This window comes from Streptomyces sp. SDT5-1, assembly GCF_052245995.1.
Lineage (GTDB): Bacteria > Actinomycetota > Actinomycetes > Streptomycetales > Streptomycetaceae > Streptomyces.
Genome location: NZ_CM125963.1, coordinates 8,035,342 through 8,060,729 on the forward strand (window position 1 = coordinate 8,035,342; position 25,388 = coordinate 8,060,729).

25 protein-coding genes are annotated in these 25,388 nt (G+C 71.6%); 16 read left to right on the top strand and 9 right to left on the bottom strand.

The window, feature by feature from the left end:
* Nucleotides 1-2 precede the first annotated feature (2 nt).
* Nucleotides 3-1,583, bottom strand: a complete 1,581-nt coding sequence (locus ACTWJ8_RS37030; protein ID WP_443261854.1) for a carboxylesterase/lipase family protein — start codon at nucleotides 1,581-1,583, stop codon at nucleotides 3-5.
* Between the two features lie 192 nt (nucleotides 1,584-1,775).
* Between ACTWJ8_RS37030 and ACTWJ8_RS37035 the strand changes: the two genes are divergently transcribed.
* Nucleotides 1,776-2,036, top strand: coding sequence for a GlsB/YeaQ/YmgE family stress response membrane protein (locus ACTWJ8_RS37035; protein ID WP_356372735.1), 261 nt, complete (start codon nucleotides 1,776-1,778; stop codon nucleotides 2,034-2,036).
* Nucleotides 2,037-2,120: 84 nt separating this feature from the next.
* Nucleotides 2,121-2,948, top strand: a complete 828-nt coding sequence (locus ACTWJ8_RS37040) for a PaaX family transcriptional regulator (RefSeq protein WP_443261855.1) — start codon at nucleotides 2,121-2,123, stop codon at nucleotides 2,946-2,948.
* Here the strand turns inward: ACTWJ8_RS37040 and ACTWJ8_RS37045 are convergent.
* Genes ACTWJ8_RS37045 through boxC form a run of 3 tightly spaced genes read right to left on the bottom strand, consistent with a single transcriptional unit; the run spans nucleotide 2,932 to nucleotide 6,911 of the window.
* Nucleotides 2,932-3,789: an amidohydrolase family protein gene (locus tag ACTWJ8_RS37045; RefSeq protein WP_443261856.1), complete on the bottom strand. Its 858-nt coding sequence runs from the start codon at nucleotides 3,787-3,789 to the stop codon at nucleotides 2,932-2,934. The two genes, ACTWJ8_RS37040 and ACTWJ8_RS37045, sit on opposite strands and share 17 nt — an antisense overlap.
* 36 nt (nucleotides 3,790-3,825) lie before the next feature.
* A complete protein-coding gene (boxB, locus tag ACTWJ8_RS37050) occupies nucleotides 3,826-5,250 on the bottom strand; it encodes a benzoyl-CoA 2,3-epoxidase subunit BoxB (RefSeq protein ID WP_356372730.1) in 1,425 nt (474 codons plus the stop codon).
* On the bottom strand, nucleotides 5,247-6,911 hold the full coding sequence (gene boxC / locus ACTWJ8_RS37055; protein WP_443261858.1) for a 2,3-epoxybenzoyl-CoA dihydrolase: 1,665 nt from the start codon (nucleotides 6,909-6,911) through the stop codon (nucleotides 5,247-5,249). The genes boxB and boxC overlap by 4 nt, the downstream gene beginning before the upstream one ends.
* Nucleotides 6,912-7,040: 129 nt before the next feature.
* On the opposite strand from boxC, the gene ACTWJ8_RS37060 reads away from it, so the two are divergent.
* Nucleotides 7,041-8,414 carry an NAD-dependent succinate-semialdehyde dehydrogenase gene (locus ACTWJ8_RS37060; RefSeq protein ID WP_443261859.1) on the top strand — a complete coding sequence of 458 codons (1,374 nt, stop codon included), beginning with the start codon at nucleotides 7,041-7,043 and terminating at the stop codon, nucleotides 8,412-8,414.
* 30 nt (nucleotides 8,415-8,444) lie between these two features.
* On the opposite strand, the gene ACTWJ8_RS37065 is transcribed toward ACTWJ8_RS37060, so the two are convergent.
* Together ACTWJ8_RS37065 and ACTWJ8_RS37070 are read right to left on the bottom strand one after the other, a co-directional pair.
* Nucleotides 8,445-8,828 carry a VOC family protein gene (locus ACTWJ8_RS37065; protein ID WP_443261860.1) on the bottom strand — a complete coding sequence of 128 codons (384 nt, stop codon included), beginning with the start codon at nucleotides 8,826-8,828 and terminating at the stop codon, nucleotides 8,445-8,447.
* Nucleotides 8,829-9,029: 201 nt separating this feature from the next.
* Entirely contained in the window at nucleotides 9,030-9,170 is a 141-nt protein-coding gene (locus ACTWJ8_RS37070; protein ID WP_443261861.1) for a hypothetical protein, read from the bottom strand.
* Between the two features lie 241 nt (nucleotides 9,171-9,411).
* On the opposite strand from ACTWJ8_RS37070, the gene crcB (ACTWJ8_RS37075) reads away from it, so the two are divergent.
* The 4 genes from crcB (ACTWJ8_RS37075) to ACTWJ8_RS37090 are packed head-to-tail and all read left to right on the top strand — an operon-like array spanning nucleotide 9,412 to nucleotide 10,953.
* Nucleotides 9,412-9,876, top strand: coding sequence for a fluoride efflux transporter CrcB (gene crcB / locus ACTWJ8_RS37075; protein WP_443265107.1), 465 nt, complete (start codon nucleotides 9,412-9,414; stop codon nucleotides 9,874-9,876).
* Complete coding sequence (locus ACTWJ8_RS37080) at nucleotides 9,861-10,247, top strand: DUF190 domain-containing protein (RefSeq protein ID WP_356372721.1); 387 nt, start codon at nucleotides 9,861-9,863, stop codon at nucleotides 10,245-10,247. The genes crcB (ACTWJ8_RS37075) and ACTWJ8_RS37080 overlap by 16 nt, the downstream gene beginning before the upstream one ends.
* Nucleotides 10,244-10,618 carry a fluoride efflux transporter CrcB gene (gene crcB / locus ACTWJ8_RS37085; RefSeq protein WP_443261862.1) on the top strand — a complete coding sequence of 125 codons (375 nt, stop codon included), beginning with the start codon at nucleotides 10,244-10,246 and terminating at the stop codon, nucleotides 10,616-10,618. The genes ACTWJ8_RS37080 and crcB (ACTWJ8_RS37085) overlap by 4 nt, the downstream gene beginning before the upstream one ends.
* Nucleotides 10,619-10,671: 53 nt before the next feature.
* Nucleotides 10,672-10,953: a DUF190 domain-containing protein gene (locus ACTWJ8_RS37090; RefSeq protein WP_443261863.1), complete on the top strand. Its 282-nt coding sequence runs from the start codon at nucleotides 10,672-10,674 to the stop codon at nucleotides 10,951-10,953.
* 7 nt (nucleotides 10,954-10,960) lie between these two features.
* Here ACTWJ8_RS37090 and ACTWJ8_RS37095 read toward each other — a convergent pair whose 3' ends face one another.
* Nucleotides 10,961-11,146 carry a DUF5999 family protein gene (locus tag ACTWJ8_RS37095; RefSeq protein ID WP_356372715.1) on the bottom strand — a complete coding sequence of 62 codons (186 nt, stop codon included), beginning with the start codon at nucleotides 11,144-11,146 and terminating at the stop codon, nucleotides 10,961-10,963.
* A gap of 376 nt (nucleotides 11,147-11,522) precedes the next feature.
* Between ACTWJ8_RS37095 and kdpF the strand changes: the two genes are divergently transcribed.
* From kdpF to ACTWJ8_RS37115, 4 genes are read left to right on the top strand one after another with little or no spacing between them, the layout of a single operon-like run.
* Nucleotides 11,523-11,612 (top strand): K(+)-transporting ATPase subunit F, encoded by a 90-nt coding sequence (kdpF, locus tag ACTWJ8_RS37100; RefSeq protein ID WP_018533641.1) that lies wholly within the window; start codon nucleotides 11,523-11,525, stop codon nucleotides 11,610-11,612.
* Between the two features lie 8 nt (nucleotides 11,613-11,620).
* Nucleotides 11,621-13,285 carry a potassium-transporting ATPase subunit KdpA gene (gene kdpA, locus ACTWJ8_RS37105; RefSeq protein ID WP_356372713.1) on the top strand — a complete coding sequence of 555 codons (1,665 nt, stop codon included), beginning with the start codon at nucleotides 11,621-11,623 and terminating at the stop codon, nucleotides 13,283-13,285.
* Nucleotides 13,282-15,348, top strand: coding sequence for a potassium-transporting ATPase subunit KdpB (kdpB, locus tag ACTWJ8_RS37110; protein WP_443261865.1), 2,067 nt, complete (start codon nucleotides 13,282-13,284; stop codon nucleotides 15,346-15,348). The genes kdpA and kdpB overlap by 4 nt, the downstream gene beginning before the upstream one ends.
* A gap of 6 nt (nucleotides 15,349-15,354) precedes the next feature.
* Nucleotides 15,355-15,999, top strand: coding sequence for a potassium-transporting ATPase subunit C (locus ACTWJ8_RS37115; RefSeq protein ID WP_443261866.1), 645 nt, complete (start codon nucleotides 15,355-15,357; stop codon nucleotides 15,997-15,999).
* 15 nt (nucleotides 16,000-16,014) lie between these two features.
* On the opposite strand, the gene ACTWJ8_RS37120 is transcribed toward ACTWJ8_RS37115, so the two are convergent.
* On the bottom strand, nucleotides 16,015-17,406 hold the full coding sequence (locus ACTWJ8_RS37120) for an SLC13 family permease (protein WP_443261867.1): 1,392 nt from the start codon (nucleotides 17,404-17,406) through the stop codon (nucleotides 16,015-16,017).
* A gap of 125 nt (nucleotides 17,407-17,531) precedes the next feature.
* Entirely contained in the window at nucleotides 17,532-18,272 is a 741-nt protein-coding gene (locus ACTWJ8_RS37125) for an IclR family transcriptional regulator (protein ID WP_356372703.1), read from the bottom strand.
* A 143-nt stretch (nucleotides 18,273-18,415) separates the two neighbouring features.
* Here ACTWJ8_RS37125 and ACTWJ8_RS37130 point away from each other — a divergent pair, with 143 nt between their 5' ends.
* The 5 genes from ACTWJ8_RS37130 to ACTWJ8_RS37150 are packed head-to-tail and all read left to right on the top strand — an operon-like array spanning nucleotide 18,416 to nucleotide 25,381.
* Nucleotides 18,416-19,582, top strand: coding sequence for a pyridoxal-phosphate-dependent aminotransferase family protein (locus ACTWJ8_RS37130; RefSeq protein ID WP_443261868.1), 1,167 nt, complete (start codon nucleotides 18,416-18,418; stop codon nucleotides 19,580-19,582).
* Nucleotides 19,579-22,467 carry an FAD-binding and (Fe-S)-binding domain-containing protein gene (locus tag ACTWJ8_RS37135; RefSeq protein ID WP_443261869.1) on the top strand — a complete coding sequence of 963 codons (2,889 nt, stop codon included), beginning with the start codon at nucleotides 19,579-19,581 and terminating at the stop codon, nucleotides 22,465-22,467. The genes ACTWJ8_RS37130 and ACTWJ8_RS37135 overlap by 4 nt, the downstream gene beginning before the upstream one ends.
* Complete coding sequence (locus ACTWJ8_RS37140; RefSeq protein ID WP_443261870.1) at nucleotides 22,464-24,434, top strand: enoyl-CoA hydratase; 1,971 nt, start codon at nucleotides 22,464-22,466, stop codon at nucleotides 24,432-24,434. The genes ACTWJ8_RS37135 and ACTWJ8_RS37140 overlap by 4 nt, the downstream gene beginning before the upstream one ends.
* 50 nt (nucleotides 24,435-24,484) lie before the next feature.
* Nucleotides 24,485-24,904, top strand: a complete 420-nt coding sequence (locus ACTWJ8_RS37145) for a nitroreductase/quinone reductase family protein (protein WP_443261871.1) — start codon at nucleotides 24,485-24,487, stop codon at nucleotides 24,902-24,904.
* Between the two features lie 24 nt (nucleotides 24,905-24,928).
* The gene (locus ACTWJ8_RS37150; protein ID WP_443261872.1) at nucleotides 24,929-25,381 is read left to right on the top strand and encodes a TY-Chap domain-containing protein; all 453 of its coding nucleotides are present in this window, start codon (nucleotides 24,929-24,931) and stop codon (nucleotides 25,379-25,381) included.
* Nucleotides 25,382-25,388 lie beyond the last annotated feature (7 nt).

Genomic DNA, 25,388 nt, shown 5'->3' on the forward strand with positions numbered 1-25,388 from the left:
GTTCAGCCCAGCGACTTCCAGAAGGGGTAGTGGTGCTCCTTCGCGAGGTCGACGGGCCGGATGCCGCCGGACCCCGAGGCCAGGGACCGCGCGTTGAGCGCGGACGCGGTGGTCGGCTTCCACGGGGCCCGGCCGGTGCGGGCGAAGTCCGTCCAGATGTCGATCATCGCGGCGGACAGGGCCCGCTGGCGCGCGTCGAGGGGTTGGTACGCGGCGAGGTCGAAGAGGTAAGGGAGGTCGAAGGTGTGCGTGGCGCCCGCGGGGAACGACGGCTCGGTGTACGCCGGGTCCGCGTACCAGGGGGTGGGGTCGTCGGCGAACTCGTAGGTGTAGGTGCGGGTGTGCCGGGCCAGTGTCAGGCCGTTCGTCACCGTGGCCCGGCCGTGGTCGCCGTCGGTGAGCGCGGCGCCGAGCGCCAGGGCGGGGGAGTCGCGGTGGGCGGCGATCGGGTACTCGGCGGCGACGGCACCTGCCTTCCCGGCGCCGACGGCGGCGTCGAGACCGGCGCGGTAGTCGTCCTTGTCGAGGGTGGCGTCCGGGTCGCCGGTGGCCTGCCGCTTGGCCAGCTCCATGCCGTAGACACGGGCGAGGTTCTCGTCACGGGTCATGCCCTGCAGCACCGGCACCTTGTGGAACCGGCCGGTGGCGAACGCCTGCCGGGGTGTGCGGGGAAGCAGCTTCCCGCCGTAGACGGGGCCGTAGTGGGGGCCGGTGCCGAAGGGGTGCACCAGCTGGGCGGGGGACGCGGTGCGCCAGTCGTCGATGTGGTGTGTCGCCTCGATGTCCCGCGCCGTCCTCACGCCCTGCCGCAGGGCGTCGGCCCGGGACGTCGTCGCGTCGTCCCGGGTGCAGGCCCCGCTCTGGAGGACGACCCGGTCGAAGAGCCCGGCCGACGTGGGCGCGACCAGATGGGCGCAGGCGCTGGTGGCTCCGGCGGACTGGCCGAAGAGGGTGACGTTGGAGGGGTCGCCGCCGAACGCCGCGGCGTTGTGCCGCACCCAGCGCAGCGCGGCCTGCTGGTCGAGGAACCCGTAGTTGCCCGACTCCGCGCCCTTCTTCTCCAGTACGGGGTGGGCGAGGTAGCCGAGGGCGCCGAGGCGGTGGTTGACGGTCACGACCACCACGTCGCCGCGGGCGGCGAGCCGCGCGGCCCCGTTCATGGCGCCCTCGCCGTCGGTGTGGTCGCCGCCGTGCAGATACACCATCACCGGTCGGGGACGGGACGAACCCGCGCCGGGCGCGGTGACGTTGACCGTGAGGCAGTCCTCCGTGTCCGAGCGGGGGCCGACGGGCGGGACGACCCCGGTCTGCGGGCAGGCGTGGCCGGGCCGGGTGGCGTCCCGTACGCCCCGCCACCGGGCGGCGGGCGCGGTCGGCGCCCATCTGCGGTCACCGACGGGCGGGGCCGCGTACGGAATGCCCTCGAAGGTCAGGACGGAGCCGTCGGCCGCGCCGCGCACCACCCCCTTGTCCGTCCGCACGGTGCGGATGTCACCGGTTGCGCCCGCGGTCGTCGCGGTGGCGACGAGGGCTCCGGAGGCGAGGGCGACGGCGATGGCTGCGTGAGCTGTGCGCTTCAACATGCCGGTGAATCTAGGGAGTTGTGTCCACCACCGTGAGCCGGGTGGCCACCGTGTCCGTGGTGGGGTTTACGCCACCCCGGGCGCGCTCAACCCCCGCCCGGGGGAGTGCGTCCCCCAAGTCGGGGAACACGTAAGCGACCGCGGCGCTTCGACAGGTGTGTCGAAGCGCCGGACCAAGGAGGGCAGAGGGGTATGGAGATCTCCGGCATCTTCACCGCGATCGTCATCGGCATCGTGATCGGCGTACTGGGCCGGCTCGTCATCCCGGGCCGCCAGCGCATCGGCATCCTGTGGACGCTCCTGGTCGGCATCGTCGCGGCGCTCGTCGGCACGGCCGTCGCCGGGGCCTTCGACGTCGCCGAGACCGACGGCGTCGACTGGATCGAACTGGCCATCCAGATCGGCCTCGCCGCCATCGGCGTCACCGGCGTGGAGCGGCTCAAGCGGCGGTGAAGCTCTACGTGGGTGCGGCGGCACGCACGAGGGGCGTAGTGGTTGTGGGCTACTCTGGGGCAACGCCCAGCGGAGGAGCCCGGATTGAGCAAGCCGACCGGATCGGGGAGCGCGCGCTCCCTCCTGCTCACCGTGCTCGGCGAGTACGTGCTGCCGCGCGAGGCCCCCGTGTGGACCTCGCAGCTGCTGCGCGTCATGGACGGCCTCGGCGTCGAGGAGAAGGCCGCGCGGCAGGCGCTCACCCGGCTGTCGGCGAGCGGCATCGTCACCGCCGAGCGGTCGGGGCGGCGGGTGCGCTGGGCGCTGACCGAGCACGGCACCACGCTCCTCGGCGAGGGCGCCGAGCGCATCTACTCGTTCGGCAGGGAGCGCGAGCGCTGGGACGGCCGCTGGCTCGTCCTCCTCGTCAGCGTCCCGGAGAGCCGACGTGAACTGCGCCACCGGCTGCGCACCCGGCTCACCTGGGTCGGCCTCGGCAGCCCCGCGCCCGGCCTGTGGGTCGGCCCGCACACCTCGCGCGAGGCCGAGGCCAAGCAGGTGATCGAGGACCTCGGGCTCGGCCCCGACGTGTCCTCGTTCTGCGGGCCCTTCGCCGGCATCGGGTCCGAGCGCGACATGGTCGAGCAGGCGTGGCGGCTCGGCGATCTGGCCGCCGAGTACGAGGGGTTCGTACGCGCCTTCGCCGGGATGCGCGTCGCACCGGGCGAGGGCACGCTGCTCGCGCAGGTACGGCTCGTCGACGCCTGGCGCCGCTTCCCCGCCCTCGACCCGCAACTGCCCCTCGACCTGCTGCCGCCGCACTGGATCGGCGTACGGGCCGCGAACATCTTCACCGAGCTGCACGAGGCATGGCACCGGGACGCCCAGCGTGCATGGGACCTGCTCACCGGCCCGGTCACCCCTCCGGCTTGAGCCGGTACACCCGCGCCGCGTTCCCCGCGAGCACGAGCCGCGTCGTCTCCTCGTCCGGGCACAGGGCCGCCACCGCGCGGGCGTTGTGCGCGATCCCCGGCACACCGGGCCAGTCCGTGCCGAAGATCATGCGGCGGGTGAGCCGGTTCCAGTCGTACCTGCTGTAGTACGTGCGCAGCCGGGACGGCGGCAGACCCGACAGCTCGATCCACACCCGCTCGTTGGACAGCGCCATGAACGCCGCCGCGTCGTACCACCAGCCGCGCCCACCGTGCGCGAGCGCCACGTCGAGCCGCCGGAAGTCCCGCAGCACGTCGTCCAGGAACAGCGGATCGGCGTACTTGTTGAGGGAGCCGGGGAACGTGCTGGTGCCGCAGTGCACGACGAGCGGCACGCCCGCCGACTGGCACAGTTCGTACGCCGGGTAAAGCCGCCGGTCGTTCGCGGCGACGCCCGCGTGCACCGGGTGCAGCTTGCAGGCGACCGCGCCCAGGTCGAGCTGGCGCCGCAGCTCCTCCTCGATCGGGTAGTGCAGATGCGGGTTGACGTTGGCGATCGGCCTGGCCCGTGCCGGATCGTACGAGGTGAGCGGCAGCAGGTCCTCGATGGGCTGGATGCCGGTCGTGCGCGGGCTGTACTCCGACAGCAGCAGCGCGATGTCCACGCCCTCGGAGACGAGATGCCGGTGGAACGCCTCCGGGTCGACGGCGTCCCCGTCGTAGACGCGGGCGAGCAGATCGTGGTCGGCGACGCCCTGCGTCCACTCGTCGTACGTGGGCTTGAGGGTGGACAGGCGGGCCGGGTGGAGATGGACGTCGATCAGCGGAAAACCGTCCAGCATCAGCGCTCCTCGAGGTCGGTGGCGCGCGCCCCGCGCTCAGGCGAGGTGCACGTACTCGTAGTCGAACGGCTTGCCGTTGATGCCCTGGCGGGGCGGCGCGATCCAGGAGGCGATGCGGCCCGGCTCGTGCACCGGCCGCATCAGCGAGCGGATATACGCCTTGTCGACGTCGGTCGGCAGCCAGGCGCCCCTGCCGTCCTCCCATGCCTCCGCGGTGAGGATCGTGCCGTCGGGCGCCGCCTCGACGCCGGCGAACGCGCCGACCCGCCGGTTGAACGCCACGTGCGGCAGATACAGACGCCGGTCGACCCCGGCCTCCTCCAGGATCCGGTTCCAGCGGTTCAGGCCGCTGTGGCAGTCGCGGATGTACTCGCGGCGCAGATCGGTGTTGAGGCCCACGAGCGCCGCGACCTCCCGCTGCCCGAACACCCCGTCGACCAGCGCGTCGACCGCGTACGCGTCGTCGGTGAGCGTGTGGTCGTCCTGGCGGCGCTCCTCGCCCCAGCGGCCCTTGAGCCCCGACGTGTAGTAGTTCGCGACGTTCGTCGACGTCTCCGAGCCGAACAGGTCGAGCGAGACCGAGTAGTGGAAGTTGATGTACTTCTGGAGCACGTCCAGCGGTATGCCGCCGCACGCGCTCACGTCGTCGCTGTCGTGCTCGCGCATCAGCTCGGCCGTGCGCCCCACCACCCGGTCGATGCCGGTGGTGCCCACGAACATGTGGTGGGCCTCCTCCTTCAGCATGAACTCGCAGGTGCGCGACAGCGGGTCGAACGCCGACTCCTTGAGCGTGCCCAGCTGGTACTTGCCGTCGCGGTCGGTGAAGTACGTGAACATGAAGAACGACAGCCAGTCCGGCGTCTCCTCGTTGAACGCACCGAGGATGCGCGGCGACTCCTCGCTCCCGGAGTTGCGGTGCAGCAGCTCCTCCGCCTCCTCGCGGCCCTCCCGGCCGAAGTAGGCGTGCAGCAGATACACCATCGCCCACAGGTGGCGGCCCTCCTCCACGTTCACCTGGAAGAGATTGCGCAGGTCGTAAAGGCTCGGCGCGGTCGCCCCGAGGTTGCGCTGCTGCTCCACGCTGGCCGGTTCGGTGTCGCCCTGGATGACGATGAGGCGCTGGAGGTCGGCCCGGTACTCGCCCGGCACCTGCTGCCAGGCCGGTTCACCGCGGTGCGCGCCGAAGGCGATACGACGGTCGGGCTTGGGCTCGGCGAGGAAGACGCCCCACCGGTAGTCGCGCATCGCCACGTGCCCGAACCGCGCCCAGCCGTCCCGCCCGACGTCGACCGCCGTCCGCAGATACACGTCCTCCGTCGGCAGGGTCGGGCCCATCGAGTCCCACCACGAGAGGAAGTCGGGCTGCCAGGACTCCAGGGCCCGCTGCAGGCGGCGGTCCTCGTGCAGGTCGACGTTGTTGGGGATCCTGTCGGTGTAGTCGGCGAAGAGCGCCACGGTCACACCCGCTTCCGGTCGAATTCCGCGCGCCGCCCGGTGCCGTACCTGCGCAGGGCGCCGTCGGCACCGGAGGCGTTCGGACGGTTGAAGATCCAGTTCTGCCAGGCGGTGAGACGGCCGAAGATCTTGGTCTCCAGCGTCTCGGGACCCGCGAAGCGCAGATTCGCCTCCAGGCCGGTGAGCGCGTCCGGGCTGAACCCGGCCCGCTCCTCGAGGGCGATCCGCACCTCCTCGTCCCAGTCGATGTCGTCGGGCGCGAAGGTGACCAGGCCGAGCCGCTCGGCCTCCTCGGCGTCCAGCGGCCGGCCCTCGGCGGCCCGCGCGTCGGCGAGGGACTTCTCGTCGCCGAGGAACCGGGTCTCCAGGCGGCTCAGGCCGTTGCTCATGGGCAGCGCGCCCAGGTTCATCGGCCCCACGGTGAGCGCGGCGGGCTCGGCGTCCGGGTCCACCTCCTCGAAGACACCGGCGAGATGGAAGGAGCGGTCGGCGGCGAGCACGACCTCCAGGAGCGTCCCGGCGAAGCAACTGCCCGGCTCGACCAGGGCGACGAGGCTGCGGCTGCTCAGGTCGAGCCGCTTGAGCGTGCGCTTGAGGTAGAGCGTGATCTCGCGGGCGAGCCAGTCGTCGGGGTGGGCGAGCAGCAGCGCGTCGTGGGCGAGGACCCGGGCCGCGTCGCCGCGGCTGCGCAGCACCCAGGTGCCCAACTCCGGTTCGTTCGTGCGCAGATCGAGCACGAGGTCGTCGAGCTCGCGGGCCAGGGCGAGGGACCAGCCCGCGTCGCCCTGCGCGTGCAGCGCGGCGAGGTCGGCCGGGGCGTCGGCGCCAGGCCCCTCGAGGGTGATCTCCACGAGCCGCCGGTCGTGGTCGAGCGCCGCGTGCGCGTACCGGTACGCGATCCGGTCCGCGGTCCGCGTCTTCTCCAGCGGCGTGAGGCGCACGCCCCGGGCGCCGCCGGTCGGCCGGTCGGAGCGTGCGGCGGCCTCCGCGGCGCGGGCGGCCACCGTGCGCTCCCACTCCTTGCGGGGCACCGCCTCGTCGACGAGTCGCCGGCGCACGGCCCGTGCGCCGCCCACGCCCTCAGGGCGCGTCGCGAAGTGGTCGGCGAGGTCCCTGCGCACATGCCGCTTGTCGACGAGCCGCGTCAGACCGCCGGTGCCCGGCAGCACGCCAAGGAGTGGCAGCTCGGGCAGCGACACCGTGGTCGAGCGGTCGTCGACCAGCAGGATCCGCTCGCAGGCCAGCGCCAACTCGTAACCGCCGCCCGACGCCGTGCCGTTGACGGCGGCGAGATACGTCTGCCCGGAGTGCGCGGTGGCGTCCTCGACGGCGTTGCGCGTCTCGTTCGTGAACTTGCAGAAGTTCACCTTCCACGCGTGGTCGGACGCGGCCAGCATCCGGATGTTCGCCCCCGCGCAGAACACCTTCTCCTTGCCGCTCGTCACCACCACGGCCCGCACCCCGGGGTGCTCGAATCGCAGCCGCTGCACGGCGTCGTACAGCTCGATGTCCACCCCCAGGTCGTACGAGTTGAGCTTCAGCTCGTAGCCGGGCACGAGGCCGCCCCGCTCCGTGACGTCCAGCGTGAGCGTGGCGACGTCGCCGTCGACCTTCAGTGTCCAGTGGCGGTAGTGCGTCGGGGCGGTCCGGAACTCGACGCCGGCCATGGCGGTCCCCTTGTCGTCGAACGTCCTCGGACCCTCAACACTCCACGCATTCCCGCAGCAGCGTCAATATGTCGTAGCACGTTTCCGTGCCATCGCGGAGCCCCGGACACGAAAGGTATGGTCGCGACCATGACGGCCTACAAAACGGTGAACCCCGCGACCGGCGAGACCCTCGAGGAATTCCCCGAGGCGTCCGCGAAGCAGATCGAGACCGCACTGGCCGACTCCCATGCGGCGTACCAGAGTTGGCGCGAGTCGCCCGTCGAGACCCGCTCGGCGGTGCTGCGCCGCGTCGGCGAGATCTACCAGGAGCGCAAGGACGAGCTCGCCCGCATCATCAGCCTGGAGATGGGCAAGCCGCTCGCCCAGGCCAAGGGCGAGATCGACATCGTCACCAGCATCTACGCGTACTACGCCACCGAGGGCCCCGGCTTCCTCGCCGACGAGGAACTGTCCGTCAGCGGCGGCGGCACCGCCACCGTGCGCACCGCCCCGCTCGGCTCGCTCCTCGGGATCATGCCGTGGAACTACCCGTACTACCAGGTGGCGCGGTTCGCCGCGCCGAACCTGATGCTCGGCAACACGATCCTGCTCAAGCACGCGCCGAGCTGCCCGCAGGCCGCCCTCGCGATGGAGCAGATCTTCGCCGACGCCGGGCTGCCCACCGGCGCGTACATCAACATCTTCGCCACCAATGAGCAGGTCGCCGACATCATCGCCGACCCGCGCAACCAGGGTGTCTCGCTTACCGGCAGCGAGCGCGCGGGCTCCGCCGTCGCCGAGATCGCGGGCCGCAACCTCAAGAAGTGCGTCCTGGAACTGGGCGGCTCCGACGCGTTCATCCTCCTCGACACCGAGGACGTCGCGAAGACGGCCCGCGCGGCGGCGGGCGGCCGGCTCGGCAACGCGGGGCAGGCCTGCAACTCGCCCAAGCGCTTCCTCGTCGAGGAGGGCCTCTACGAGGACTTCGTGCGCGAGCTGACCGCGAACGTCTCGCGGGTGGAGCCCGGCGACCCGCTGGAGCCCGGCACCAAGTTCGGCCCGCTGTCCTCGCGGGCCGCCGCCGACCAGCTCCTCGAGCAGATCAAGGACGCCGTCGACAAGGGCGCGACCCTGCACACCGGCGGCGGCCGCGGCGAGGGCCCCGGCGCGTACGTCGAGCCGACCGTGCTCACCGGCATCACGCCCGAGATGCGCGCCTACACCGAGGAGCTGTTCGGCCCCGTAGCCGTCGTCTACCCGGTGGCCGACGAGGACGCCGCCGTAGAGCTGGCCAACAGCTCGCCGTACGGGCTCGGCGGCGCCGTGTGGAGCGGCGACGTCGAGCGCGCCAAGCGGGTCGCCGACCGGCTCGACACCGGCATGGTGTGGATCAACGGCTTCGCCGGCACCCAGGCCGACCTGCCCTTCGGCGGTGTCAAGCGGTCCGGCATCGGCCGCGAGCTGGGCAAGTACGGCATGGCGGAGTTCGCCAACAAGAAGCTGATCCGCGTCCAGGGCTGACACGCGGTCGCGCCGCCCGCCCCTGTCGGGTCAGGGGCGGGCGTACGGCCGCGTCATGATCTCCATGTTGTGCCCGTCCGGATCGGCGAAGTAGGCCCCGCGCCCGCCGAACAGGTCGTTGGTGCGGCCCGGCTCGGTGTGCCCCGGGTCCGCGAAGTACGTCACCCCGACCGCCTCAAGGCGGGCGATCATCCCGTCGAACGCCTCCTCCGGCACGAGGAACGCGTAGTGCTGCGGCTGGATCGGCGCGTCCCGCTGCTCGTAGTAGTCGAGCGTCACGTCGTTGCCGAGGTCGACGGGCAGGAACGGCCCGAACGGCGCGCCCACCTCCAGGCCGAGGATCGCGGTGAGGAACTCGGCGGACAGGTGCCGGTCGCTCGCGTGGACGACGGTGTGGTTCAGCTGAACATGCATGGTGTGAGGTCTCTCCGGTCTCTCCGGTCGTGGATGTCGCAGGGACACGGCGCCGCGCAAAGGGCGCCGGGCGCACAGGGAACACGGAGGGATCGGCGGGTCGCGCCCCCGCCCCGGGCTCACGCCAGGGCCGGGAACCTCACTCGTGCGTGGCACAAGGCCGACCCGGTCGTCACAGGGGTGATCCTAGCGCCCGCGCGGTCATTTGCGGCGGCGGGAACGGCGGCGGGCGTACAGCCAGACACGCGTCACCATCAGGCCGAGGATCACGACCGCCGCCGTGATCCGCAGCCAGCGGGGGACCGCGTCCAGTGCGGGCAGGAAGACGGCGAGCGGTGTCATGGGCGGCCACCAGATCGGGGTCGGGCTCGTGACGCTACCAAGGCGCCGCCCCGGGCGGTGGGCAGGCGCGGCGCGAGGTACGATTTTCGTGGCGGTGGCAACGATCACCGCGCGGCGGTGGGGCCCGCCGTCCTCCAACCGCGGCAAGGACGCCGCCAACGGTCCCTACTTGCGGCGACGCACACCCGTAACCTGTGTGCCCGGCGAGTAGGAGACGTACGTGGGAGAGGCCCGCACCCCGATGCTGAACGAACCCGTCGACCCGGACGTGGATCTGCGCGTCCCCGTCCGGCGCACGGCCGCCTGGCGGGGTCAGGGACCCGTCGTCGCCGTGGTCTCGCTCGGCGGAGCCGTCGGCGCGAGCGCCCGCTACGGCGCGAGCCTGCTGTGGCCCACGGCGGCCGGAACCTTCCCCTGGACGACGCTGGTCGTCAACGCGATCGGCTGCGCCGTCATCGGCGTCTTCATGGTCGTCATCAGTGATGTGTGGGCGGCCCACCGCCTGGTCAGGCCGTTCTTCGGCACCGGCGTCCTCGGCGGCTTCACCACCTTCTCCACGTACGCCGTCGACATCAGGACCCTGATCGCCGACGGCCATCCGCGCACCGCGCTCGGCTACCTCGCGCTCACCGCGTGCGTGGCGCTCGCCGCCGTGTGGGCCGCCGCCCATCTGACCCGCCGCGTCATCGAATGGAGGCAGCGGTGACCACCGACCGCCCGGTCCGTCTGACCGGTACCGCCCTGCGTGTCTCGATCTTCATCGGCGAGAACGACACCTGGCACCACAAGCCCGTCTACGCCGAGATCGTGCACCGCGCCCACGAGGCGGGCCTCGCCGGCGCCTCGGTCTTCCGCGGCATCGAGGGCTTCGGCGCCTCCTCGCTCATCCACACCAGCCGCCTGCTGTCGATGAGCGAGGACCTGCCGGTGCTCATCGTCATCGTCGACACCGAGGACCGGATCCGCGCCTTCCTGCCGCGCATCGACGAACTCGTCACCGAGGGACTCGTGATCCTCGACGACTGCGAGGTCATCCGCTACGTGGGCCGCACGGCCGAGGACGGGGGAGAGGCGTGAACTGGCTGCTGGTGATCGTGGGCGCGATGATCGGCGCACCCCTGCGCTACCTCACCGACCGCACCGTCCAGTCCCGGCACGACACGGTGTTCCCCTGGGGCACCTTCGCCGTCAACGTCACGGGATCCCTGATCCTCGGCCTCGTCACCGGCGCCGTCGCCGCCGGAGGCGCCTCCTCGCAGGTGCAACTGCTCCTCGGCACGGGCCTGTGCGGCGCCCTGTCGACGTACTCCACGTTCTCGTACGAGACGCTGCGTCTGGCCGAGGACGGGGCCCGCTTCTACGCCGCCGTCAACGTGGCGGGGAGCGTCGTCGCCGGACTCGGCGCCGCCTTCACCGGCGCGGCCCTCGCGGCAGCCGTCTGGGCATGACACGGCCGGACGGCTAACGTCCCAGCAGGAACCTGCTGTTGGGGGGTGGGCCCATGCCGCGACCCGGTCCTGCCGCACGCCTGACCGTGCACCTGCCGAGCACCGCACTGTGGCACCACAGGCCCGCCTACGCCGAGATCGTGCGCCGCGCGCACCGGGCGGGCCTCGCCGGGGCCACGGTCCTGCACGGCGTCCACGGGGACGGCGGCGGTGTCCTCGTGTGCGTCGTCGACGACGAGCCGAAGGTACGGGCCCTCCTCGCCGGCCTCGGTGACATCCTCGCCGTCACCGGACACGCGACGCTCGACCGCGTCGAGGTGTACCGGCCCCGATAGCCCCGGCTCAGGCCGCGAACGTCAGGCGGGTCACGTCGAGGGGGCGGTGCGGGGCGACGACGGCGCCGTCGGGGCGCAGCTCGCCCGTGTCGTCGAAGACGATCGTGCCGTCGCAGCGCAGGCTCCAGCCCTGCTCGGGGTGGGCGGCGACGACGTGCTCGGGGTTCGGGCACGCGGGGTGGTGGGAACACATGGCGAACCTCCGGGTCGTCCTGCGGGGCGGTCCCTGAAGCCCGCCCTCATGTCTCGACGGTGCTCCCGCCGCGCCTCGTGAACCAGTCCCCGGCGCCGAATGTGACAGCTCCCGGACACTCCCGGAACCGTTCCACGACCCCGCGGGCCGGCCCCGCGCGCGCTGGGGCGTAAGAGACGCGTCAAGGGCGAACACAGTGCCGTATGGGAGCCGTCAACGGATCGCGAAACCGGCTCTGACCGGGGGTTTCCTCGGAGTGTCAGTTCCACGCCCGACTTTCACCCAGGGAGCTCACGATGGCCGACGTGGCCTTCGTCGTCACCACGATCGCGGTCTTCGCGCTGGTGGCCCTCGTCGCCAAGGGGGTGACCAAGCTGTGACCGCCGAGAACATCGTCGGCCTCGTCGTGGCCGTCGCCCTCCTGGGCTATCTCGTCCTCGCCCTCATCTACCCGGAGAGGTTCTGAGCACAGATATGAGCCCCGAACTCGCCGGAGTGCTCCAGCTGCTCGCGCTCATAGCCGCGCTCGCGCTGGCCTACCGGCCCCTCGGCGACCACATGGCCCGCGTCTACTCCTCCACCCGGCACCTCAGGGCGGAGAAGTGGATCTACCGGGCCATCGGCGCCAACCCCGACGCCGAGATGCGCTGGACCGCCTATCTGCGCGGTGTCCTCGCCTTCTCCGCCGTGGGCGTCCTCTTCCTGTACCTGTTGCAGCGCCTCCAGGGCAGCCTGCCCGGTTCGCTCGGCTTCGCCTCGATCGACCCCGACCAGGCCTTCAACACGGCGGCGTCCTTCGTCTCCAACACCAACTGGCAGTCGTACGCGGGCGAGCAGGCCATGGGCCACGTCGTGCAGACCGCCGGGCTCGCCGTGCAGAACTTCGTGTCGGCGGCCGTGGGCATCGCCGTCGCGGTCGCCCTCGTCCGCGGCTTCGCCCGCTCGCGCACCGGCGAACTCGGCAACTTCTGGGCCGACCTCGTGCGCGGCGTCGTCCGCGTCCTCGTGCCGATCGCCGTCGTCGGCGCCCTCGTCCTCGTCGCCTGCGGAGCCCTCCAGAACTTCGCCGGCATCCACGAGGTCGGGCAGTTCACGGGCGGCACCCAGCAGTGGAACGGGGGCGCCGTCGCCTCCCAGGAGGCCATCAAGGAGCTGGGCACCAACGGCGGCGGCTACTTCAACGCCAACTCCGCCCACCCCTTCGAGAACCCCACCGGATTCACCAACCTCTTCGAGATCTTCCTCATCCTGCTCATCCCGACCGCCCTGACCCGCACCTTCGGCACCATGGTCGGCTCGGTCAGGCAGGGCTACGCGATCCTCGCCACGATGGCCACCATCTGGCTCGGCTTCGTCGCTCTGATGATGTGGACCGAATTCGCCCACCACGGCCCCGCGTTCCAGGCGGCGGGCGGCGCGATGGAGGGCAAGGAGACCCGCTTCGGCATCGCCGGCACCTCCCTCTTCGCCGTCTCCACGACGCTCACCTCGACCGGCGCGGTCGACGGCTTCCACTCCTCGTTCACCGGACTCGGCGGCGGCATCACCATGCTCGGCATGCAGCTCGGCGAGATCGCCCCAGGCGGCGTCGGCTCGGGCCTCTACGGCATGCTCATCATGGCGATCATCGCCGTGTTCATCGCCGGACTCATGGTCGGCCGCACCCCCGAGTACCTCGGCAAGAAGATCGGCACCCGCGAGATCAAGTTCGCGGCCTGCTACATCCTGATCACCCCGGCCCTCGTCCTCGTGTTCACCGCCTTCGCCATGGCCCTGCCGACGCCCACGCACTCCATGCTCAACCCCGGCGCACACGGCTTCTCCGAGATCCTCTACGCGTACACGTCCGGCGCCAACAACAACGGCTCGGCATTCGCCGGACTGTCCGCCGACACACCCTGGTTCAACACCACCATCGGCCTCGCGATGCTCCTCGGCCGCTTCCTGCCGATGGTGTTCGTGCTCGCGCTCGCCGGATCACTGGCCGAGCAGACGCCGGTCCCGGCCACCGCCGGCACCCTGCGCACCAACAAGCCCCTGTTCAGCGGGCTCCTGGTCGGCACACTCCTCATCATCACCGGCCTGACGTACTTCCCGGCGCTCGCGCTGGGCCCGCTCGCGGAGGGGCTCGCCTCATGACCGTACACACCGAACCCCTCGCCCAACCGGCCGCCGACGCACGGGCGGGAGCAGGACTCTTCGACCCGCGGCAGCTGCTCAGGTCGCTTCCCGACGCCTGCCGCAAGCTCGACCCGCGCGTCATGGTCAAGTCACCCGTCATGTTCGTCGTGCTCGTCGGCTCCGTCCTCACCACGGTCTTCGCCTGCCTGCACCCCACCGACGGATTCGGCTGGGCCATCAGCGCCTGGCTCTGGCTCACCGTCATCTTCGCGAACCTCGCCGAGGCCGTCGCCGAGGGCCGCGGCAAGGCGCAGGCCGAAACCCTGCGCAGGGCGAAGACCGACACCGTCGCCCGCAAGGTCGACGGCAGCGTCGTCGCCGGCACCGAACTGCGCGTCGGAGACCTCGTCGTGTGCGAGGCCGGAGACACCATCCCCGGCGACGGAGACGTCGTCGAAGGCGTCGCGTCCGTCGACGAGTCCGCCATCACCGGCGAGTCCGCCCCCGTCATCCGCGAGTCCGGCGGCGACCGGTGCGCGGTCACCGGCGGCACGAAGGTCCTCTCCGACCGCATCGTCGTCAAGGTCACCACCAAGCCTGGCGAGACCTTCATCGACCGCATGATCAACCTCGTCGAGGGGGCGGCCCGGCAGAAGACACCCAACGAGATCGCGCTGAACATCCTGCTCGCCTCGCTGACCGTCGTCTTCCTCCTCGCGGTCGCCACCCTGCCGCCCTTCGCCGACTACGCGGGCAAGCAGCTCACCATGGTCGTCCTCGTCGCCCTCCTGGTGTGTCTCATCCCGACCACCATCGGCGCGCTGCTCTCCGCCATCGGCATCGCCGGCATGGACCGGCTCGTGCAGCGCAACGTCCTCGCCATGTCGGGACGGGCCGTGGAGGCCGCGGGTGACGTCTCGACGCTGCTGCTCGACAAGACCGGCACCATCACCCTCGGCAACCGCCGCGCCGCCGCCTTCGTCCCCGTACGGGGCACCACCGAGGCCGAGGTCGCGGACGCCGCGCAACTCTCCTCGCTCGCCGACGAGACACCCGAGGGCCGCTCCGTCGTCGTCCTCGCCAAGGAGGCGTACGGGCTGCGCGAACGGCACCAGGGCGAACTGGCCGAGGCCGAATGGATCGAGTTCACCGCGCAGACCCGCATGTCCGGCGTCGACGTCGCGGGCCGCAGCATCCGCAAGGGCGCCGCCGGAGCCGTCCTCGACTGGGTCGAGGAGCGCGGCGGCAGCGTCGCCCCCGACGCCCGCGACCTCACCGACCGCATCTCCGAGGCGGGCGGCACCCCGCTCCTCGTGGCCGTCGAGGACACCGAAGGCGCCCGCGTCCTCGGTGTCATCCACCTCAAGGACGTCGTCAAGGACGGCATGCGCGAGCGGTTCGCCGAACTGCGCCGCATGGGCATCAGGACCGTCATGATCACCGGCGACAATCCGCTGACCGCCAAGGCCATCGCCGCGGAGGCGGGCGTCGACGACTACCTCGCCGAGGCCACCCCCGAGGACAAGATGGCGCTCATCAAACGGGAACAGGCGGGCGGCAAGCTCGTCGCCATGACCGGCGACGGCACCAACGACGCGCCCGCCCTCGCGCAGGCCGACGTCGGCGTAGCGATGAACACCGGCACGTCGGCCGCCAAGGAGGCCGGCAACATGGTCGACCTCGACTCCGACCCCACCAAGCTCATCGAGATCGTCGAGATCGGCAAGCAACTCCTCATCACCCGCGGCGCGTTGACCACCTTCTCGATCGCCAACGACGTCGCCAAGTACTTCGCGATCATCCCGGCACTGTTCGCCGCCGTCCACCCCGGCCTGGACAAGCTCAACATCATGGGACTGTCCAGCCCCGACTCGGCGATCCTCTCCGCGGTGATTTTCAATGCGCTCATCATCGTCGCGCTGGTCCCGCTCGCCCTGAAGGGCGTCAGGTACCGGCCGCTCAGCGCGGACCGGCTGCTCCGCCGCAACCTCGGGATCTACGGCCTCGGCGGGCTCGTGGCCCCCTTCATCGGCATCAAGCTCATCGACCTGCTCATCTCCCTCATCCCCGGAATCGGCTGATCGACCATGAACAACTCCGTAGGAAACACCGGCCGGTTGCTGTGGGCGGGACTGCGCGCCCTCGTCGTCCTCACCGTCGTGTGCGGCGTGCTCTACCCGCTGGCGGTCACCGGCGTCGCGCAGGCCGCCTTCCACGACAAGGCGAACGGCTCGGAGGTCAGCTCCGACGGCAAGGTCGTCGGCTCCTCCCTCATCGGCCAGCGGTACCTCACCAAGGACGGCAAACCAGACCTGAGGTGGTTCCAGCCGCGCCCCTCGAACGGGCTCGGCGAGAACAGCGTCAACCGCCAGTACAAGCTGCTGGTGTCCGGGGCCACCAACCTCGCCGGCGACAACAAGGAACTCGTCAAGCAGGTCGACGCCGCCAAGGCCGCCGTCGTCGAGGACAACTCCACGGCCACGTACCGCGTACGGGCGTCGGATGTCCCGGCCGACGCCGTCACCTCATCGGGCTCCGGCCTCGACCCGGACATCTCACCCGCGTACGCCGACCTTCAGGTGCACCGGGTTGCCGAGCGCAACCACCTCCCCGTCTCCACGGTGCAGCGGCTCGTCGACGCGCACACGGACGGCCGGGACCTCGGCTTCATGGGCGAGCCGCGGGTCAACGTGCTCGAACTCAACGTCGCACTGAAGCAGTTGACCCGCTGACCCGGCGACATCCGCTCACAGCTGGCCGGGGACGATGAAGACGACCCAGGTGGCGAGCGGGGCCACCAGGGTCATGCTCAGACCCCACGCCATCAACCGCTTGAAGACGGTGTCCCGCATCTCCTCCGGTGCCCCGGCCACGGTCAGGGCACCGGAGGTGGAGAACGGCGACGAGTCCACGACCGACGACGAGATGGCCAGCGCGCTGATCATCCCGATGGCGCCGATCTCCCCACCGGCCAGGAACGGCACGGCCAGCGGGATGAGGGCGCCGAGAATGCCGGTCGTGGACGCGAACGCCGACACCACACCGCCGATCAGACAGATCAGCAGGGCGGACACCAACGGTGTGCCGAGGTCGCTGACGCTCTCGCCTGCCCACTTGATGGTGCCCATCTTGTCCATCAGGCTGACGTACATCACGATGCCGCACACCAGCAGCACCGTCGGCCAGGCGCAGCGCTCCACCGCGCCCTTCGCGGAGGCGGGGGACACCAGGCACAGCACGGCCGACACGACGAAGGCCATCAATCCCACGTCGAGGTCGAAGGCGAGCGAGCCGACGGCCAGGCTGATGACACCGAGCACGGTGAGCGTCCGCGCGAGGTCGAGCCGGACGACCTCCTCCTCCGGGTCCTGCGCCACCGGTGCGGGCTTGGGAGGCGCGGCGGTGGGCGCCGCGGCCACCTGCTGACCACCTGCCGGCGCGGGCGCGGGAATCGGCGCGGAGCCGCCTCCCGAGGGCCCCGAGACCGAAGGCGCCGACGAGCTGCCGCCGGCCCCTGGTGTCTCCGCCCTCCGCCCCAGCAGCTTGCGCCCGCCGAACAGGAAGAAGACGATCACGCTCAGCACCAGGTTGAACAGGAACGAGCTGAGGAAGAGCATGCCCTCGCTGCCGGGCAGATCCTCCCGCTGCACCACGCCGTTGGTGATCGTGCCGAAGATACTGATCGGCGAGAAGCCACCGGCGCTCGCGCCGTTGATGATGAGCAGGCCCATCAGAATCGGGTTGATCCTGTGCCGCACGGCGAAGCCCATGCCGATCGGCGCCATGATGCCCACGGCCCCCGGCACCACCGCACCGGAGGCCGTCAGCGCCCCCGTGATCAGGAACATCACCCACGGAATGAGGGCGATCCTCCCGCGCACGGCACGCGTCGACGCCTGCACGAGCCAGTCGACGGTCCCATTGTTCTTGGCGATCGCGAACAACAGCGTGACGCCCACGAGCACCACGAACAGATCACCGGGAAACCCGGCGAAAATCTCGTCGGCCGTCTCACCTGCGACGGCCGTGCCGACGACAAAGGCGGCGACGACGGCGACGACGCCCATGTGCACCTTGGTGAACGTTGCGATGAGGAACACGAGCACGAGGCCGATGATGGAGATGACTTGATCTGACACGAGGCTTCCTCGCCTTCGGTCGGTGGTCACCACACATTCAGGACGTTCCGGAATCCGGAATCTGCGTTTCGGGTTGGGGCGAGAGTATGGAAGCGCTCTGATGGCTCGTCAAGACACCTTGCGGCTCAGGAGATGCGGGCGCTGATCGTCCGCGCCGCCTCCTGGACGAGGCCACCGAAGGTGGCGGCCGCGGACGGTGTCATCCGGCTCGTCGGAACATTCACACTCACGCTGGCGACCGGGAGGCCGTCGGAGCCGAGGACCGCGGAGGCCACCGCCGAGACGTCGTCGCGCCACTCGCCGGAGTTCGTCGCGTAGCCGCGGGTCCTGATCTCCCGGACCTCCGCGAGGAGTTGCTCGCGGTCGGTGACGGTGGTGCCGGTGTACCGGGGCAGGCCCTCGTCGAGGTAGCGCGCGACCGCGTCGTCGGGGTCGGCGGCGAGCACCGCCTTGCCGTTGGCCGACGCGTGCATCGGCAGGTCCTGGCCGAGCGGCAGGATGATGCGCACCGCCTTGCTGGTCTGGAGCCGCTCGACCAGCAGCACCCTGCCGCCCTCACGGACCGCCAGGTGGACCGTCTCGTCGGTCTCGCGGCGCAGCTCCTCCATGACCGGGAGCGCGGCGTCGCGCAGGCCCAGCTCGTCCGTGGCGTGCCGTCCGACGTGCAGCGCCTTGGTGGTGACCACCCAGCGCGTGGGGGTGCCTCCGGCGGGGCGGATCCAGCCCGTGGTGTGCAGGGTGACGAGGGAGCGCTGGACGGAGCTCTTGGGCAGGTCGAGGGCCCTGGCGAGGTCGGCGACGCCGACGGGCTGGCGGGCCGCGACCTCTTCGAGGGCCCGCAGGGTGTTGGCCACGTTCTGCATCATCGCGTCCTCCGGCGTCCGGTGATCCCAACCCGCGGTCCGTACGCGGCCGTTGACGCGTCGGCGACGGGAAGCCTACGCTCCACGTGCCGCTCAACGGTACGGCGTGCCGTCTCACGGCACAACACCCTTGAGGAGTCGACCGCATGACGCTCCGCACCGGCCGCCACTTCCTGCAGATCCCCGGCCCCACCAACGTCCCCGACCGGGTGCTGCGCGCCATGGCGGCGCCCACCATCGACCACCGAGGACCCGAGTTCGCCGAGCTGACGAAGCGTCTGCTCGCCGCGCTCAAGCCGGTGTTCGGCACCTCGGGCCCCGTCGTCGTCTACCCGGCGTCCGGCACGGGGGCCTGGGAAGCCGCGCTGGTCAACACCCTCAGCCCCGGCGACCGGGTGCTGTCGTTCGAGACCGGGCACTTCGCCGTGCTGTGGCGCGAGATGGCCCGCACCCTCGGCCTCGACGCCGACACCGACGCGATCCCGGGGGACTGGCGGCACGGCGCCGATCCGGACGTGCTCGCCGAGCGGCTCGCCGCCGACACCGAGCACCGCATCAAGGCTGTGTGCGTCGTCCACAACGAGACCTCGACCGGAGTCACCAGCCGCGTCCCCGAACTGCGCGCGGCGATCGATGCGGCGGGCCATCCCGCGCTGCTGCTCGTCGACACCATCTCCTCGCTCGGCTCGATCGACTACCGGCACGACGAGTGGGGCGTCGATGTCACCGTCGCGGGCTCGCAGAAGGGCCTGATGCTGCCGCCGGGGCTGAGCTTCAACGCGGTGAGCGACAAGGCCCTCGCCGCCTCCCGGACCGCCGGGCTCGCCAAGTCGTTCTGGAGCTGGCAGCCCGTCATCGACGCCAACGCCAAGGGTGCCTTCCCGTACACTCCCGCCACGAACCTGCTCTACGGCCTCGACGAGGCGCTGCGCATGCTCGAGGAGGAGGGCCTGGAGAACGTCTTCGCCCGCCACGCCCGGCACGCCGCCGCGACCCGCGCCGCCGTGCGCGGCTGGGGCCTCGACGTGCTGTGCGCGGACGAGCGCGAGCACTCCGGTTCGCTCACCGCCGTCGTGATGCCCGAGGGCCACGACGCCGACAAGTTCCGCAAGGTCGTCCTGGAGCGCTTCGACATGTCACTGGGCTCCGGGCTCGGCAGGCTCGCGGGCCGTGTCTTCCGCATCGGCCACCTCGGCCACTTCAACGACCTGACGCTCGCCGGCACCCTCGCCGGCGTCCAGATGGGCCTCGAACTCTCCGACGTCCCTGTACGACGGGACGGCCTCCAGGCGGCCCTGGACGTGCTGCGGTGACCGCCCCGACCGAGCGCCGCGCCGCCGTCCGCGACCTCGAAGCCACCCTCCGCCGCGACCTCGACGGCGAGGTCGCCTTCGACGACTACACCCGCCACCTGTTCTCCCGCGACGCCAGCATGTACGCCATCGAGCCCCGCGGTGTCGTCTTCCCCCGCCACGCCGACGACGTACGGGCCGCGGTCGCGGCCGCCGCCGAGCACGGCGTCCCGCTCGTGCCCCGCGGTGCGGGCACCAGCCTCGCCGGGCAGACCATCGGCCCCGGACTCGTCCTCGACCTGTCCCGGCACATGCGCCGCATCGTCGACCTCGACCCCGACGCGCGCACCGCGCTCGTCGAACCGGGCGTCGTCCAGGACCAGTTGAACCGTGCCGCCGCCCCGCACGGCCTGATGTTCGGCCCCGACACCTCCACCAGCAACCGCGCCACCATCGGCGGCATGATGGGCAACAACTCCGCGGGCAGCGGCTCGATCCGCTACGGCATGTCCATCGACCACGTACGCGCGCTGGACGTCGTCCTCTCCGACGCCACCACCGCACACCTCGCCCCCGTCGACGAGCGGGAGCACGACCGCCGGGCGGGGCTCGACACCCTGGAGGGACGCCTTTACCGGGAGCTGCCGAAGATCGTGGAGGCGCACGCGGCGTCGATCGCCGGTGACTTCCCCGCGTACTGGCGGCGCTCCGGCGGCTACCGCCTCGACCGGCTCGCCGACCCCGGAACCCCCTTCGACCTCGCGAAGTTCGTCGTCGGCTCGGAAGGCACGCTCGTCGTGGCCACCCGCGCCCTCGTCGACCTCGTGCCCAAGCCCGCCCGCACGGTCATCGCCGTCGGCCACTTCACCTCCGTCGCCGGGGCGATCGAGGCCACCGATGACGCCCTCGGCCTCGACCCGTCGGCCGTCGAGATGATGGACCGCACGATCCTGGACCTGTCCCGGCAGAAGATCGAGTACGCCTCCCTCGGCAACATCCTCGAGGGCGACCCCGAGGCCCTGCTCTTCGTCAGCTTCACCGGCGACGACGAGGCCGAACTCGTCGGCAGGCTCCAGGAATTGACCGCCCGATGGCAGCGGCACGGGCACGGCTACCACACCCTCCAGGCCGTCACCCCCGCCCAGCAGTCAGGGCTCCTCAAGGTCCGCAAGTCCAGCCTCGGCCTGCTGATGGCCGCGAGCGAGGGCACCCGCCGCCCTCTGGCCTTCATCGAGGACACCGCCGTCGACCCGCGCCACCTCGCCGCGTACACCCACCGCTTCAAGCAGGTCCTCGACCGGCACGGGCTCACCGCCGGGTTCTACGGCCACTGCTCCGTCGGCTGTCTGCACATCCGGCCCTTCGTCGACGTCGCCGACCCGGCCCAGGTGCGCACGATGCGCGCGGTCGCCGAGGAGATCAAGGAACTGGTCCGCGAGTACGGCGGCGTGAACTCCAGCGAGCACGGCGACGGCCTGGCCCGCAGCGAGTTCAACCGCGAGCTGTACGGCGACGACCTGTACGAGGCGATGCGCGAGGTCAAGGGCCTCTTCGACCCCGACGACCGGCTGAACCCCGGCAAGATCGTCGACGCGCCCGCGATGACCGAGCACCTGCGCGACGCCGCCCTGCCGCCCGCGCCGCCCCTGCGCACCCACCTCGACTTCGAGGTCGTCGGCGGCGGTGACATGCGTGGCGCCGCCGACCGCTGCATGAACATCGGCCTGTGCCGCAAGAGCGACGCGGGTGCCATGTGCCCCTCGTACATGGTGACCCGGCACGAGCACGACTCCACGCGCGGACGTGCCAATGCCCTGGTCAAGGCTCTCTCGGAACCCGACCCCAAGGCGGCGCTCGGCGACGAGGGTCTGCACGACGTCCTCGACCTGTGCCTGATGTGCAAGGCGTGCAAGAGCGAGTGCCCGCTGGGTGTCGACATGGCCACCCTCAAGGCCGAGACGCTCGCCCACCACCACGAGCGGCACGGCACACCCCTGCGCTCCCGGGTGTTCGCCGCGATCCGCGGCCTCAACCGGCTCGGCTCGGCCACCGCGCCGCTCTCCAACCTGCCGCTGCCCAGGCGGCTGTTGGAGCGCGGCCTCGGCATCGCACGCGCACGGCCGCTTCCGGTGTTCGCCCGCCGCAACCTCGTGTCGTGGTTCCGCCGCAGACCCGCAAGCGTCGCGGGAAGCCAGGGCACCGTCACCCTCCTCGCCGACTCCTTCACCACGTACACCGACCCGGCCGTGGGCCGCGCCGCCGTCGAACTCCTCGAACGGGCGGGCTGGCACGTGGAGTTGGAGAGCGGCGGCTGCTGCGGACGCGCCGCCTTCTCCAAGGGGCTGCTCGACCGGGCGAAGGAGCAGGCGCGCGGGCTCGTGCACCGCCTCGCCGCCACCGGCGAGGGCCCCATCGTGGGCTGCGAGCCCTCCTGCCTGCTGACCCTGCGCGACGAACACCGGGCCCTGCTGCCCGGCGACCCGGCCGTCGGCCAGGTCGCGGGCCGCGTGCGCCAGCTGGAGGAACTGCTCACCGAGGCCATCGACGACGGTCGGCTGGTCCTGCGGGAAGCGGCGGCCCACCGCATCGTCTTCCACGGCCACTGCCACCAGAAGGCCGAGGTCGGCACGGCCGCCACCGTCGCACTGCTCCGCCGCATCCCGGGCGCCGAGGTCGTCGAACTCGACGCCGGCTGCTGCGGCATGGCGGGCTCCTTCGGTTTCGAGGCCGAGCACTACGACACGTCCATGGCGGTCGGCGAGGACCGCCTCTTCCCCGCGGTGCGCGCCGAACCCGATGACACCGTGGTCGCCGCGACCGGTGTCTCCTGCCGCCAGCAGATCCACCACGGCACCGGCCGCGGCGCCGTGCACCCCCTGCAACTCGTACGGGAGGCGCTGCGATGACCCCCGGTGCACTCGACGGCGTCCGCGTCCTCGACCTCACCCAGGTCATGGCGGGCCCCTACTGCACGATGCTCCTCGCCGACCTCGGCGCCGACGTCATCAAGGTCGAGTCGCCCGAGGGCGGCGACCAGACCCGCACCTCCATGGGCACACCACGCCCCGGCAGCGACACCCCCGCCTTCCACGCCCTCAACCGCAACAAGCGCAGTGTCACCCTCAATCTGCGCACCGAGGCCGACCGTGCCGAGTTCCTGCGCCTCGCCGCCGACGTCGACGTGGTCGTGGAGAACTTCAGGCCCGGCGTCGCCGACCGCCTCGGCGTCGGCTACGAGGCGGTCCGCGCGGTCCGCCCCGACATCGTCTACGCCTCCATCTCCGGCTTCGGCCAGTACGGCCCGTACGCCGACCGGCCAGGCTACGACCTCATCGCACAGGGCATGGCGGGCGCCGTCAGCGTCACCGGCGAACCGGACGGGCCGCCGGTCAAGTGCGGGCTCCCGGTCGGCGACCTCGGCGCGGGCATGCTGTGCGCGCTGAGCATCGCCGCCGCCCACATCCACCGGCTGCGCACGGGGGAGGGCCAGTACCTCGAGACCTCCCTCTACGAAGCCGTCCTCGCCATGTCGGTGTGGGAGTCCGTCGAGTACTTCTCCGGCGGCGAGCCACCCCAGCGCCTCGGCTCGGCACACCGCATGTCCGCGCCGTACCAGGTCGTGCGCACCAAGGACGGGCACGCCACCGTCGCCGCCAACAACCAGCGCCTGTGGCTGCGCCTGTGCGAGGCGCTGGACCTCCATCACCTCGCGGACGACGAGCGGTTCGCCACCAACACCGACCGGATGCGCCACCGCCCCGAACTCATCGCCCTCCTGGAGGGCAGGCTCGCCGCCACCAGCACCGAGGAGTGCGTCGACCTTCTCCTGGCCGCGGGGGTCCCGGCGGGACCGATCCTCGACTACGGGCAGATCCTCGACCACGACCCGCACGCCAGGGCCCGCGGCATGGTCGAGGAGTACGACCACCCCGTCGACGGCCCGAGCCGCGTCGTCGGCTTCCCGGTGAAGCTCGCCCGCACCCCGGCCCGGCTCCGCCGCCACCCGCCCGTACTCGGCGAACACAACGACGAACTCCTGCGGAAGGAGCCCGAGGTGACGGACGACGACACGCAGGAAGGCGGCGGCTCGGTCACCTGGACCCGGCACCCCGTGCCCGGCACCGACACCTTCGCGGCTCACCTCATCCTCGCCCACCCCGAGCGCCGCAACGCCCTGACCCTGCGCATGTACGACCAGCTGGAGTCCGCCTGCCAGGAGATCGACGCCGACCCGGAGATCCGGCTCACCGTGCTGCGCGGCGCGGGCGGCCGGGCGTTCGCCGCCGGCACCGACATCCGCGAGTTCCGCGACTTCGGTAGCGGCGAGGACGGCGTGGCGTACGAGCGGCGGGTCGCGCGCGCCGTGGACCGGCTCGCCGGGATGCGGATGCCGGTCGTCGCCGCCGTGGAGGGACCCGCCGTCGGCGCGGGCAGCGCCCTCGCGAGCTGCTGCGACGTGGTGGTGTGCACCCCCGACGCGGTGTTCGGCGCCCCCATCGGCCGCACCCTCGGCAACTGCCTCTCGCCCGCCGTGATCGCCCGCCTCTACGCGGGACTCGGCCGCGCCCGCACCCTGCGCGCCCTCCTCGCGGCCCGCATGATCAGCGCCACGGAGGCGTACGAGTCCGGGTTCGTCGCCGAGATCGTCGACCCGGCCGACCTGGACGCACGGATCGCGGACCTCACGACCGACATCGCCCGCTGCGCCCCGCTCACCCTCGCCGCCCTCAAGGAGGCGGACCGCCGCGTCCTGGCAGCCACCGCGCCCGGCCACGCAGAGGACCTGTACGCCCGCGTCTACGGCAGCCGCGACTTCCGGGAGGGCGTGACGGCCTTCCTGGCCAAGCGGACACCGCGGTGGGAGGGTGGATAGCAGGGCGCCGCCCCCATCCCGCCGCGGCGCAGGGAGGAAGAGGTCCTTCCATGGCCACCAGGAACTATCTCAGGCCGCCGTGGGCGGCGCGTGTCATCGGCGGACGCATGGCCCGTCTGGTCAAGCCCAAGGTCGTCAGCCTGCTCTCGGTGCCGGGCAGGACCACCGGCGCCTGGCACTCCACGCCGGTGGCCGTGCTCGACCACGAGGGCGCCGAGTACCTCCTCGCCGCCTACGGCGACACCGAGTGGTCGCGCAACCTGAGGGCGAGCAAGACGGGACGGCTCACCCGGCGCGGCCACGTCGAGCACTTCACGGCGGTGGAGGTCGAGCCGGCCGAACGCCCCGCGCTGATGGAGGCGTACCTCAGCCAGTTCGGCAAGCTCCCGAACGTGTCCAAGACCTTCGCGTCCCTGCCGGACCCCGACGACCACCCGGCGTTCCGCATCACGGTCACGGACCGCACCTGAGGCCCTTCACGGTACGTTGAGCCGATGGACGAGGCGTGGAACGAGTTCCGTGACCGGCTGCGGGCGGAAGTGGCCGGGCTGCGCGAGAGGGACACCCTGGTGGTCTCCGAGCCCGACCCGGAACCGGTCCCGGTGCCCGAGGCCCCGGACCGCCGCTGGTGGCAGCGGCGCCCCCGGCCCCGGCAGGAGACCGGCCGGTACGTCCAGTTCATCCGGTGGGACGACGGGATCGGCGCCGAATGCGTTTCATCGGCGTACCGGCGGATGACCGAGGAACAGAAGCAGCGGCTCCTCGCGCTCGGCTGGTCCGACCCCGCCACCCACCCGCGGCGCGGCGGCCGCTCGGAGAACCACGAGATGTGGTTCGGCCTCGACGAGATCGACCGCCTCGCACAGCTCTGCGCCGACGCGCTCCGCGTCCTCGGCGACGAGCCCCCCGACACGCGCTGGACCTGGCGGAAGGACCCGCCGGAGTAGCGGAAGG